Origin of the sequence: Treponema sp. Marseille-Q4130 (genome assembly GCF_014334325.1) — a bacterium.
Taxonomy (GTDB): domain Bacteria; phylum Spirochaetota; class Spirochaetia; order Treponematales; family Treponemataceae; genus Treponema_D.
This window is the reverse complement of sequence record NZ_JACSET010000011.1, coordinates 25,916-38,757: the sequence shown is the minus strand read 5'-3', so window position 1 is coordinate 38,757 and position 12,842 is coordinate 25,916. Positions and strand designations below refer to the sequence as shown.

Here is a 12,842-nt window from a genome sequence, read left to right as displayed (position 1 = left end):
GGGTTGTCGCAAAAGTCGGTTACTTTTTCGACAGCCTGTCGAGTTTAAAATTAAGTCTTTATGTTGTAATGACTTAATTTTAAACATCGCATAGTACATTAAAGAAACTGTCCAAAAAACTGAAGTTTTTGGACAGCCCATTCGAAAAAATTTGAAAGCACCGCATCGTTCGCGGCACTTTCATGTTATCAATACATACCGCCCATGTCGGGAGACGGAGCTGCCGGCGGCGCTTTCGGCTCGGGGATATCGGTGATCGCGCATTCGGTCGTCAAAAGCGTACCCGCAATCGACGCCGCATTCGTGAGTGCGGAACAGGTAACCTTTGCCGGATCGATGATGCCCGCTTCGACGAGATTTTTCCATTCGTTTTTCGATGCATCGTAGCCGACGCCTTTCTTTTCGACTTTCGCTTTTTCCGCGACAACCGCACCGTCGACGCCGGCGTTGTCGGCAATTTGGCGGATCGGTTCTTCGCACGAGCGCTTTACGATCTTAAAGCCGACTTTTTCATCTTCGCTGATTTCGGAAGGAATCGCTTCGAGCACTTTCGACGCTTCGAGCAACGCAAGTCCGCCGCCTGCAACGACGCCGCTTTCGAGAGCCGCGCGGGTGGCAGCGATCGTGTCTTCGACGCGGAATTTCTTTTCTTTCATTTCCGTTTCCGTCGTTGCGCCGACGTTGATGACCGCAACTCCGCCGGAAAGTTTTGCGAGGCGTTTTTGCAGCTGTTCTTTATCGTAGCTCGACGTCGTCTTTTCGATCTGCATTTTGATCTCTTCGATGCGTTCGTTGATGGCGCTCTTTTTACCCGCGCCGCCGACGATCGTCGTATTGTCTTTATCGATTTTGACGGTCTTCGCTTTGCCGAGCATATTGATTTCGGCGCTTTCGAGTTTGAGACCGACTTCTTCGGTGATCACTTGTCCGCCGGTCAAAATCGCGATGTCCTGCAGCATATCCTTTCGTCTGTCGCCGAAGCCGGGCGCTTTTACCGCGCAGCATTTGATCGTGCCGCGGATCGTGTTGAGTACGAGCGTCGTGAGCGCTTCTCCGTCGACATCTTCAGCGATGATGATGAGCGCCTTTCCTTCGTTCGCGACTTTTTCGAGGATGGGGAGCAAGTCTTTCATCGTGGAGATTTTTTTGTCGTGGATCAAAACGTATGCATCGTCATAAGAGGCTTCCATGCGTTCGCGGTCGGTGACGAAATACGATGAAATATAACCGCGGTCGAATTCCATACCTTCTACGGTGTCGACCGTCGTGTCCATGTTTTTCGATTCTTCGACGGTGATGACACCGTCTTTGCCGACTTTCGCGATCGCGTCGGCGAGCATTTTACCGATTTCGGTGTCGTTGTTTGCGGAAATCGTCGCGACGTGCGTGATGTCTTCCGCGCCTTTTACCTGCTTTGCATTTTTATTGACTTCATCGACAACGAGCTTAACGGCTTTGTCCATACCGCGCTTTACTTCGATAGGGGTCATGCCGGCCGCAACGGCTTTTACGCCTTCGCGGACCATCGCATAAGCGAGAACGGTCGCCGTCGTCGTACCGTCGCCCGCATCGTCGTTCGTCTTCGATGCGACTTCGCGCACGAACTGAGCGCCCATGTTTTCATAGGGATCCTGCAGTTCGATCTCTTTTGCAACGGTAACGCCGTCTTTCGTGATAACAGGCGAACCGTATTTTTTGTCATACATAACCATACGGCCGCAGGGTCCGAGCGTTACTTTTACCGCTTTCGAAATCTGCTCAACTCCCGCAAGCAATTTTTTGCGGGCATCTTCATTGAATAACAACTGTTTAGCCATTTTAATGCAACTCCTTACTAAATCGTCTTTAATGCATCTTTTTTTCGCAATTAAAGTTTATGCTGACTTATAGTTAAAGATATAAAAAATTTCTCAATATGGCAACAGGTTTTACGAAAAATCGATAAAAAAACCGCGTAAAACGATAAGATTCAGGCGATTTATATAGCGTGAAAAAGATATCGATATTATTCGCCCTTATCCTGCTCGGAGCGGGGATGGCGTCGTGCAAAAATCCGCTCGACAAAACGGAAGAAATTACGTTTTCGCTTCCTTCATGGCCGCCGGACGAGTGCGCCGAATTTCCGCCGCTCGCCTATTGGGAAATACGGTACGCGGGCGGCACACAAGCCGGGCGCGTCATTCGCCTTGAAACGGGAGCGAAAACCGTAATGCTCGAAGCCGCAGCCGACCGTCCGCTCGCAGTGATCGCTCAGCCCGTAAGCCGTCACGGAGAAACGAACGCCTTATTTTTTAAGCCCGCGGGCTGCATCTGGCCGCATGAAAGAAAACTCAGCTGGGAAAGCGGTTTTGCAGCTTTTGTGTGTATGCGGCTCTACTCGCCGAGAGGCCGAACAAGCGGCGGCACGGAATCGGCGAATAACGGAAATACATCGGTAAAGAGCCGTGCAAACGAAACGGGGAACGGCGCATACCTTGCAACATTCAATTGGAAAAAATTGTGTGACGCCCTTGCCGAAAAATCTGCCGACACGGAACGCCCTTACGATCCGTGGAAAGCGGATACGGAAGCCGTCTGCACGGCGATTGCGGAACATTCGTTCGGCGTATCGCTCCTTTCGATGAAAAAAACGGCGCTTATCCCGGTAGCCGAACTCGAACAAAAAGCGAAAGAAATCGGCGCGCCGCAATCAGACGGTACGGAAACATCTCATGCGCTTTTTATTCCGCAGTATATCCCGCTTTACCGCACGCAGCGCAAAACGGGAAAAACGCTTCTCAAAAAAACCGGCGTTACGAGCTACTTGTACACGATCCAAAGTATCGCCGCAGTGCAGTACCGCGCGGACGGCGTTCCGGCACTTGCAATATCGGCCGTACCGCTATACACTGGGGAACAATGAAATGCAGATACATAGCCGTACTGTGCGCCCTCCTCTCGCTCGCTTCGTGCAGCGGAAAAGATCGGCAAGCCCCGCTCTCTTTTTCGGATGCCGCTCCGGAGAAAAAAGCTCACACGTGGTATTGTTTTGACGGCGGAGCAATAAAAGAAATCGACGACGTAAGGCGCGCGCCGATGCAGGCGGAAAAACCGTGGACGGAAGCCGTACGCATTTCATCGGCATCGAGCGCGCTCGGAAACGGAAACGAAATGCCCTGTGCATACGCCGTCGTCAACAGGCTCGGCATGATCGTCTTTACCGGCAGCACCTTCCGCTTGTATACGGACGCCGCAGTCTTTGCCGACAGAACGGCCGGCAATCTCGTATTCCAAAACGATACGCCGATTTTTTCTCTGTATAAAAGCACCTTTTTCAATGCATCGCTTGCAAATAACGCTACAGACGGCGTACACCACTTTCTTGTTCTCTTCGATACGGCGTCGAGCGTCTTTTACCCGCTCATCACGTGCACGGCTCTCGCCCTTCCCGCCGAGTCTGAGATAACTGATTTCGTGTGGGACGGAAACGTTTTTGTATGTTCGGTAAAAAAATCGGAAGACGAAAAAAACGATTTTTCATATCTGTCCGTACAGCCGAAAATCCCGCTCCTTTCGATTTCGCCTGCTTCGGCAAAAAACGATCTCCTCATCTCCCAAACGGACGCCGATGCATACCGATCGCAGGCGACTCCGGTAGATATCGCATTCGCACCGAAACGTTTGCAAGAGCTCGCATCGCTCGTCGATGAAAATACGGCATTTTTCGTAGAATGCCGGACGGCAGGCGGACACTCGCCGAGGCGCTACACGAATCAAAAGCAAAACGACGATGCCTCACCGCTTTCGGCGAACGCGCTCATCGCCGACACTTACGCGTGTCTCATGTTCCGCGACGGTACGACGTACGCAAGCGGCGCGCTTTACGGAAGACATATCGTAAACGGCGGAAAACCCGTCGCATTCAGGCTGCCGAAACTGCCCGAAGGCTATGCATACACGACCTTCGCCGTTTCAGGGGCGACAATGTACGCCGCGTGGGAAGAAAGCTCCTTTTACAAAACGGGCAAAAGCGGTTTTCTCTCCGTCGATTTGGGAACGATCCTCTACGGAAGCGTTTCCGACGCGGCGCGGTAAGAAATTGTGCAGCGTATACATCTCGAATTATATAGCAGCTTATCGTATTTATCCTAAAACGGCTTTGCGTAAAATTGCATTGATGCGGGACTGATATTCCGTACTTTCCGCTTTGAGTGCAGCCAAAATATCGTTATCCAGGGTAATCTGTACAGTAGTCTTTGTATCGTCGAACCATTCGGGATGAACATCGTATGCGGATTTTAAACGTTTAAGCTGCACATCGGTAAGTTCCGGACAATCGGAAAAATCGGTGTTTTTAAAACTATCAATTTCTTTGATGCGTTCTTTCATAAGCGGCGGAAGCTTCTTAATTTCTTCAAAGGTCATCGTTTTTATAGCCATATATTTCTCTTTTGGTTGCTTTGCGCGCAGAGATAATACGCAAAGCGTTTTTTCCGCGTTCCGTAAAAACCACAAACAGCATTTTGTCGGCAAAGCCGACGGCATTCCAGCGGATCTCCGATTCTTCCGAATCCGGTACTATCTTCAAATTCGGATCGGCGAAAACACGGACAGCCTCTTCAAATGCAATTCCGTGCTTGCGTTTATTTTCTCTGTTTTTATGTTCATCCCATTCAAACAGCATTATCCGAACCTTGGTAAAATTATACATCACGCCGCAAGGTAAAGCAAGCAATACTTATATGTTTATATGTTCGCAAATTTGCTGTACGTTGACCTCGCTTTTTTTCGGTGGATTTTTCGCAAAAAAGTTACGATAATAGAAGTATGAGCGATAATCAAACTTTTTTCGGCGCGCTCGAAACGGCGATCGCGGAAAAAACGGAAAACTTAAATACAAAAGTGCTGCCCGGCGTACTTTCGAATTTTCAGCTGCTCCACACCTGCGTCAAAAACATGTATACCATGCTCGTCCAGCGCGCGCTTATCAAGCCGGATCCGTACAAGCTTGAAAAAAAAATCACGGAGATCACACTGCCCGATGAATCGGCTTATATGGAAAACGAGCGCTCCATCGTCATGGGAACGCGCTTTTCCGACTACGAAAGCATGCTCGAATTCGTGTGCACGTATTATAAATTTTCGACCGACCGGCTCGATTTGGCGCAAACGAAACGCCTGCTCGATTTGGCGACCTGCATCGATTGGAGAGCATTTTCGGTCAACAGTTCGAAGGTGAACACGCGCGGGTTGGCGACTCTCGTAAACGAAGCGCACGTCCACGCCCCGCAAATGGTGCTAAGCCTCATAAGCGATTCGCTCAACAAAAGCAGTACGGCCGTTTCGGCGATTTATTCGGGCTTGACCGATTTGGTAAATTTCCAGCGCGAAGCGTATAAGTTTGAAGTCCGCAAAAAGGTACTCGAAAATCCCGCCTTCGATAAAACGACGCTCTCTTCGTTCAGTGCGGAGATTGCGGAAATCAAGCGACTCTTTCCGAAGCTGCTTCCCAAAAAACAATACTACAGCGAACTCATTCAAGAAATCGTCAAGGAAGATTGCGCACAGGAACGCGAACAGCTGAAGATGCAGGCTCTCGCCCGTCTGCGTGTAGCGGAAACCGCCGTCCGCGAAGTAAAGCAAAAAGTCGACACGAGAGCCATGCTGCTCGACACTGTGCTTTCCCTTTCGGCGCTTGCGCCCCAGTACGAACAGGTCGCCGCAAAGGTCGATGCGAATCACGCCGTTCTCAGCTCCGAACACAACGGCTTTTTCGACAAATTAAAACGCGCACTCAGGCAGGCGTTCAATCTCAAAGCCCCTCCGGAAGAATACGAACTCGTTATCGTAAATCAAAAAAATGAAGCGCGCACGACGAAAAAAATCGAATACCATACTTTTTTTGCGCTTCTCGTACGGAAGCAGCAGTTTTTGCAATCCTTCGCCGATACGCAAAGCGACGAGTTCCGAAAAATCGCGGCGGCGCCGGAAGAAACCGTGCTCGGTTTCGTCAATCGGCAGCTCACCGACAACAGGGAAATTCTTTTGCAGCTGAACGCGCTCGACGAATATTTCAAATCGCAAACGTCCTCTGCGAATAAAGACAAAATCAAAGGGATGAAGATAGAACTCGTCACGATGAAAAACACGCTCGTCAAAACGAACCAAAAACGCGCCGAATACGTAGCCGTCGCCGAAGAAAAGATGCAGATGGAAAAATTGGGAATCGATGAAGATGCGCTTTGATTTTAATAATCCGAATATCGCGTCTCGAAAATATCATCAAAATAAAATCGGCTTTGCAAAGAAATGCATCGCTGCGCTTTTTGCCGCAATGCTCTGTACCGCAGCTCTCTTTCCGCAAACCCGCGACGACCCCGACACGAACCTTCCCGAAATCGACGGCGATTTTTTCGAAGCGGAAACGATCGACCCCGCGCTCCAGCATAATTTTACGATCATCGTTCCCGTGCACGAATACGATTTGAACCCGCACACGGCTTCCTACAGTTCCGAATCGCAGATACTCTCATCGCTCTACGAAGGGCTTTTTTCCTACGACCCCGTAACACTCGAACCGAAGAACGCTCTTGCAGTGCATTACCGCATTTCGAGAAGCAAAAAGCGCTGGACTTTTACGCTCCGCAAAAACGCGAAATTCAGCGACGGCTCGCCGATCACTGCGCAGGATGTATGCGATGCATGGCTCGATTTACTTGCGGAACCGCGCGCACCCTATTCGTCTATGTTCGACATCATCGAGGGAGCGGCCGCATATCGAAACGGAAAAGGTAAACGGGATGCGGTCGGCATACGCGCGCTTTCGGACACGACGCTCGTCGTAGAACTCGCCTCCCCTGCAGGATATTTGCCGCGTGTTTTGTGCCACAGCGCGTTCGTCGTCTGCAAAAAAGACAAAAGCGTTTCAAGCGGCGCATTTTCCCTGCAGCGGAACGCGAACGAAGAGATGATTTTAATAAAAAATAATAATCATTGGGACGCCGACCATACGCACATTGAGCGGATTGCAATCGTACAAAGCGACAATGCGGATGAAAACGCATTTTTATTTAACACGGGAAGTGCCGACTGGATAGCGGGAAACGTCACCGTTCAAAAGCTGCTCGACAAAGACAGCGTGCAGATCAACGCGGAGTTCGCAACGGAATATTTATTTTTCAAGGCACGGAAAAAAAGCGTGTGGAACAATCCCGATCTGCGAGCCGCCCTCCTCGAAGCCGTGCCGTGGGATGAGCTGCGCTCGCAAGCCTTCGTCAAAGCACCGACCCTCGTCTATCCGATAAACGGCTATCCGCAGGTTGAGGGCTTTACGTACACCGACCCCGACGAAGCGGCATCGCTTATGGCCGATGCGAAAAAAAAGGCGGGCATTCCGCAGGATAAAAAACTTCCGCTCGTGATCGCGATCCCCGATACCGATTATATGAAAAAGCAGGCGAAGATTTTATCCGGCGCATGGAAAGCGCTCGGTGTCGACGTCGAAGTACAAACTTCTCCGATAAACCGCTATCTTGAAAGCATTCCCTCGTGGAACGCCGACCTCTTTTCATATACGTGGATCGGCGATTTTGCAGACCCGCTCGCATTCCTCGAACTCTTCCGATCGGCATCGACCCTCAACGTCGCCCGGTGGAAAAACGCCGAATACGACAAACTGCTCGGAGAAGCCGCGCTTTATACGGGTGACGAGCGTACAAAACTGCTTGCTCGGGCGGAACAGCTTTTGCTCGATTCGGGTGAAGTTCTCCCCATATCGCATCCGGTGAGCCTCAACGTCATCGATTTGGAAACGACGGGCGGCTGGTCGTCGAATGCGTTCGACATCCACCCGTTTAAGTATCTGTATAAAAAGCGAAAGACAGCTCCGCTCCCGAACATCGTCGCACGGTAAAAATCCGCTCGCTTCGTTCCGCACATCGGGTTTTAAAATATCCTTTGTACGGACGAAACGGTCGGAAGAATCCCGTCTTTCGCGGCTTGCTCACGCGCGGCCGCCTCACTCGCTGCTCTCGCTTCGGCGGCTGCCTTCGGCACCGCTCCACGCGGGCGTAGGCTTTTTCCCTGAGGCTCGCACATCCTGTGCGCTTTTCGCTCCGCGCGACAGCTCCGGTTCAAAACCTGACGTATCGGCGATGTACCGTTTTTTGTTAAATAAAAAACAGCTGTCGGTTTGTGACAGCTGTCCGCCCCCTGCAGGTTTTGAACCTGCGACACATGGATTAACAGTCCATTGCTCTACCAACTGAGCTAAGGGAGCACGTTTTTTCAAACGTAAAAATAATACTAGTGAAAGCGTAAAAAAAAGTCAATATGTGCATCGAATATACGGCACTGAATAAGGATAACGGATAATTGCCGATTTACCCAATCGGTTACCTCTAAAAACTGCCATTTTTAGAGGTAACTTTGAAAATGCGAATTATCCGTTATGACCTGTTACAAATTATTTATAGTGCCTCTTGACAATTGTTCTTGTTTAGTTTATATGGCTTCCAGTTTTTATTTTTGATTACTTGCAGTTCGTCCGGGGTAAAGTCCCTATAGTTTCCCTCGATAATACCATTTCCTTCGGTATAAAGAACGCAATATGCGTTATCGCTGCTATACCTCGTAGGTAAATCGTTAAAGAGTTTTGTAAAAGCATCTCGGTTAAGCTTATTGACGTTGCACCACAGCGTTTTTAAGTTATTTAACCCCTGCACATTCAGGCTTGTAAGCTGATTTTCGGAGCACCCCAGCCAGTTCAAGTTATTTAACCCCTGCACATTCAGGCTTGTAAGCTGATTTTCGGAGCACCCCAGCCAGTTCAAGTTATTCAAGCCCTGCACATCAAGGCTTGTAAGCTGATTGTCGCTGCAGTCCAGCCAGTTCAAGTTATTCAAACCCTGCACATCAAGGCTTGTAAGCTGATTTTCATAGCACCACAGATATTGCAATCTATTCAAACTATGCACATCAAGACTTGTAAGCCTATTTCTGCCGCACTCCAACCATCTCAAGTTGTTCAAATCCTGCACATCAAGGCTTGTAAGCTGATTGGTGTTGCAGTTCAGCTTTTCCAAGTTCCTCAAACCCCACGTATCAAGGCTTGTAAGCTGATTGCTGTTGCAGTCCAGCTCTTCCAACTTCCTCAAACCCCACGTATCAAGGCTTGTAAGCTGATTGCCGTGGCAGTCCAGCCATTTCAACTTATACAAACTCCGCGCATCAAGGTTTGTAAGCCTATTTTTGTGGCACTCCAGCCGCTCCAAGTTATACAAACCATGCATATTCAGGCTTGTAAGCTGATTTTCATAGCAGTACAGCGATTCCAAGTCATTTAAACCCTGTACATAGAGATTTGTAAGCTGATTGCCGTGGCAGTCTAGGATTCTGATATTTCCTTTTAAGATAACCCTATCGCTTGTTGCATTTAAGGTGGTTTCCGTTCCGCTTGTAAGTTCCGTTTGGGTACAGCCTATAACAGTTATATTACCGCTTGAACTTTCGGCTTTAATATAAATGTCTTTTTTATCGGGGCTTGGAATAAGGATCACTACTTCTTCTAACTTTACGGTGCAAGTTGCGGTTTTGCCTCCGTCTTCCGTAGTTGCTGTAATTACAGCGGTACCTTCGGCCTTACCCCTTACATTCCCGTCTTGGTCTACTTCCGCAATTGCAGGCTTGTCCGAAACCCACGTTATTTTTTTGTTGCTTGCATTTGCAGGATCGATTGTTGCAGTCAGCTTATAGCTTTCTCCTATCCCAAGGTCGAGCTCATTTTTATCAAAACTTATACCATCTATGTGTATAAACTTTACCTTTACGGTGCAAGTTGCGGTTTTGCCTCCGTCTTCTGTGGTTACGGTAATTAGGGCAGTACCATCGGCCTTACCCCTTACATTCCCGTTTTGGTCCACTTTTGCAATTCCGGAGTTGTCCGAAGCCCACGTTATTTTTTTGTTGTTTGCATTCGCAGGGGTAATTGCTGCACTTAACTTATAGCTTTCTTCTACCCCGAGATCCAGTTCCGTTTTATCGAGCCTTACACTCTCTACGGAAACTGCTTTGTCCTCAATGTTTTGCGGACAGCCTGTAAACAAACCGGTAAACAGCATAAAGAGTGCCGCTCCCGTTAAAATTTTTCTTGCATAGTTCGATGTTTTCATAAAAACCCCCATTAATTTATTTTAGCTGTGAATATATCTTTTCCGTATTCAAAAAGGCTTATAAATGTACCTATGCCAAAGCCGTTTTGTGCTTGTATGATTTTTAATACACCTAAAGCCATTTCTTTTACATTCTTATTCTTATCAATAAATTGCTTGATCAGTTTTGTGCTTTTTTCATCGCTTTTTACAATGTCAAGAAGTTTTTTATTGTTTAAAAACCCCTTATTTTTGGCAAAGCACAAAAAGCTTGAAAGTTTTACCTTTATAAGCTCATTATTAAAACTTGAATCGGTGTAAAAGCCCTCATCTTTTAAACTTTGAACAAAGTCGGCTTTTATAACAGGGTCTTCTTCAAGGAATACCAAATAATCGCCGTCTATTGAGACCTTAGTGCCGTCTCCCATCTTCTGCAATAATTTAACAAGATTTTTCGCCTTTTCATCCTTACCGTACTTTGCATTTGCATCAAGAATGTAGGATTTTAACCTTGTTTCGTTTATTTGAAGATTTTGAGCCTTTTCTCTGTTGTTTTTTCCTTCTAAAAGGCCGTGCTTTTCAAAAAGAAAAAAGAGCAAACAGTCCAAGTCCCTTTTAGGCATACTGCCGAAAGGATGTTTTTGCAATTCTTCAAATAAGTCCTTAGAAAAGTGTTCAAATGGCTTTTCATCCGACTTTTCGCCGTAATCTGTGTTTAATTTCATATTAAACCTCCTCCGTAAATGCTTAATACATACAAAAAAATGCTTAATGTATACAAAAAACCGTACAGCCGGAATAAATCGACTATGCGGTTTGGATTTGAGATGATGCCGATATAAGAAAAATAATTTTTAAAAAAACTATCTGTTAGAGATATTATAACTAACAGAGAAAATGGGGGGGGTAAGCTATAGCTGACATTTTTATTCCCTTCCTGTCATACAAGTATGGAACATTAAAAAGAATAAATTGTCCGTCAAAAACAGCTTTTTTATTCATGATTTTACTTTAGTCCAAAAAAATAAAAGATGTCAATAGCTTGACACCTACAATATCGGGGACACCTACAACACGCTCTGCAAGCGCATTTACAAAACTCGTCGTTCAAGCTATGATGTACGCATACGTTATGGCAAAAGCAAAATCATCAGGCGGAAATTTCATTCAAAAAATACTCGCGTCCATTTTAGGTTCCGACGATCCTGAATACGAAAAAAAACGGCAGTTGAAAGCGATCGCAAAACGCCTTTCGAAATCGCACTATCGTTTTTATAAAGCGGGAAGCGGCGAAGTGTTGCCCGGCTTTGCAAAGCTCTTGTACGAAATTTATAAAGCCGTATCGCCCGCGCAGCTTTTATTTCAAAACATAAAAAATCAAAATGCGATGAAAGTCGCGATCATCGAATATTTCCTTTCCGACAATCAGCGCAAAATCGAAGAAGAGCTGACGCAGGAAGCGATCGCGGAAAAAAGCAAAACCATGCCGCTCCGGCAATTTACCGAGTACGTCCAGCAACAGCTCCAAACGTTTATCGACGAATTCACCCTTGAGCGAACGACGATGATCGAACAGCGGTACAAAGAGTTGCTGTGCTTTAAAGATTTTTGTTCCTACGATTATTATTTTACCTTAAAAAAATTCAATTCGTCGTTTGCCGAACGCGATTTTTCCGTGACTCCGCAATTCGAAAAGACGGACGGCAAATACATCGCCGACGATATCAAAGATTTTACGACGCTCATGTGGAACATAACGGGAAATATCGATTGGGCGCCCATGATAAAAATGCTCAAAGACATACGCGGAGTCGAACCCGTTCCGATCGGCGTATGGAAAAAGATCGTAACGAAGATGCAGCATATACAGGCGACCGGCGTATTCGATATGACTGTCCAACTCATCACTCAGGATCCGGACTATGCTCCAGTTTTAAATAACGTCACAACGAATATCGTCGAACCCTTTATCAATAAATTCAAACTCGAAACGACGGCTGCTATCAAAAAACTGGAATCGGCTGCGACGAGCGGCAAAGTAAACGAATTGCTTGTAAAGCTTTTCAATACGACATCCGTCTCTTACCTGAAAAATTATATCGCCGAAAACAGCGCTCCGCTCGAAAAGAAAAAACTCAACGGCTATCTCTACTGCGACCCGCTCAATTACGTCAAAGGCTTTCTCATCGAATTTGTTAAAAAAGACGTACGCGAATACTGCGATCTCGTCCTCGTCCGCGGCGCGTGGGTATCCACTCCCGTATCTATGCCCATGTCGAACGCATACAACGATCTGCTCTCCTCATCCGAAGCGATCACGGCTTTCGACGACAGCCTCGCCGAAGACGGAGAAATCGGTATAAAAATCAAAACGCTGCTGCCTCGCACGCAGCATGCCCCCGATTCGGCGGCGATTATCAACCGGCTCGTCAACGAATCGAACGAAGAGGCAAAGACGTACATCATAAAGTCGACGCGCAATCTCATCGCAATCGGCAAAATGATAAAATGGCTCATCGAAGATGAAAAGAAAAAATCGCCGGAAGTGATCACGAACTGGAGAGAAATCGAACGCGCTTCCGACAAGCCGCCGTATGAAATCGGAGCGGCCGTCTATCAAAAAATCTACGTATTTGCGACGCTCATGCAAACCTGCATGGGAGGTGCGGCGCAGTAAGGATCGTCGTTACGCACTCATTCGACCCCACAAACGCG

10 protein-coding genes and 1 tRNA gene are annotated in these 12,842 nt (G+C 47.4%); 5 read left to right on the top strand and 6 right to left on the bottom strand.

Annotated features, from left to right (window positions below; all coding sequences use genetic code 11):
* Window positions 1-188: 188 nt before the first annotated feature.
* Window positions 189-1,817, bottom strand: a complete 1,629-nt coding sequence (gene groL, locus H9I36_RS10955) for a chaperonin GroEL (protein ID WP_187385394.1) — start codon at window positions 1,815-1,817, stop codon at window positions 189-191.
* A 170-nt stretch (window positions 1,818-1,987) separates the two neighbouring features.
* Between groL and H9I36_RS10950 the strand changes: the two genes are divergently transcribed.
* Window positions 1,988-2,902 (top strand): hypothetical protein, encoded by a 915-nt coding sequence (locus H9I36_RS10950; protein ID WP_187385393.1) that lies wholly within the window; start codon window positions 1,988-1,990, stop codon window positions 2,900-2,902.
* A complete protein-coding gene (locus H9I36_RS10945) occupies window positions 2,899-4,074 on the top strand; it encodes a DUF8086 family protein (protein ID WP_187385392.1) in 1,176 nt (391 codons plus the stop codon). Before H9I36_RS10950 ends, H9I36_RS10945 begins: the two co-directional genes overlap by 4 nt.
* Before the next feature lie 48 nt (window positions 4,075-4,122).
* Here H9I36_RS10945 and H9I36_RS10940 read toward each other — a convergent pair whose 3' ends face one another.
* Complete coding sequence (locus tag H9I36_RS10940) at window positions 4,123-4,419, bottom strand: BrnA antitoxin family protein (protein ID WP_187385391.1); 297 nt, start codon at window positions 4,417-4,419, stop codon at window positions 4,123-4,125.
* Window positions 4,394-4,690 carry a BrnT family toxin gene (locus tag H9I36_RS10935; protein WP_370586971.1) on the bottom strand — a complete coding sequence of 99 codons (297 nt, stop codon included), beginning with the start codon at window positions 4,688-4,690 and terminating at the stop codon, window positions 4,394-4,396. The genes H9I36_RS10940 and H9I36_RS10935 overlap by 26 nt, the downstream gene beginning before the upstream one ends.
* A gap of 116 nt (window positions 4,691-4,806) precedes the next feature.
* Here H9I36_RS10935 and H9I36_RS10930 point away from each other — a divergent pair, with 116 nt between their 5' ends.
* Entirely contained in the window at window positions 4,807-6,225 is a 1,419-nt protein-coding gene (locus tag H9I36_RS10930) for a TP0584 family protein (RefSeq protein WP_187385390.1), read from the top strand.
* Window positions 6,209-7,891 (top strand): peptide ABC transporter substrate-binding protein, encoded by a 1,683-nt coding sequence (locus H9I36_RS10925; RefSeq protein ID WP_255422738.1) that lies wholly within the window; start codon window positions 6,209-6,211, stop codon window positions 7,889-7,891. The genes H9I36_RS10930 and H9I36_RS10925 overlap by 17 nt, the downstream gene beginning before the upstream one ends.
* A 293-nt stretch (window positions 7,892-8,184) precedes the next feature.
* On the opposite strand, the gene H9I36_RS10920 is transcribed toward H9I36_RS10925, so the two are convergent.
* From H9I36_RS10920 to H9I36_RS10910, 3 genes are all read right to left on the bottom strand, one after another.
* A tRNA-Asn gene (locus tag H9I36_RS10920) sits at window positions 8,185-8,257 on the bottom strand.
* Window positions 8,258-8,447: 190 nt separating this feature from the next.
* Entirely contained in the window at window positions 8,448-10,148 is a 1,701-nt protein-coding gene (locus H9I36_RS10915) for an Ig-like domain-containing protein (protein ID WP_187385389.1), read from the bottom strand.
* An 11-nt stretch (window positions 10,149-10,159) separates the two neighbouring features.
* Complete coding sequence (locus H9I36_RS10910) at window positions 10,160-10,852, bottom strand: hypothetical protein (RefSeq protein ID WP_187385388.1); 693 nt, start codon at window positions 10,850-10,852, stop codon at window positions 10,160-10,162.
* A gap of 407 nt (window positions 10,853-11,259) precedes the next feature.
* On the opposite strand from H9I36_RS10910, the gene H9I36_RS10905 reads away from it, so the two are divergent.
* A complete protein-coding gene (locus H9I36_RS10905) occupies window positions 11,260-12,804 on the top strand; it encodes a DUF5312 family protein (protein WP_187385387.1) in 1,545 nt (514 codons plus the stop codon).
* The last annotated feature ends 38 nt before the right edge of the window (window positions 12,805-12,842 follow it).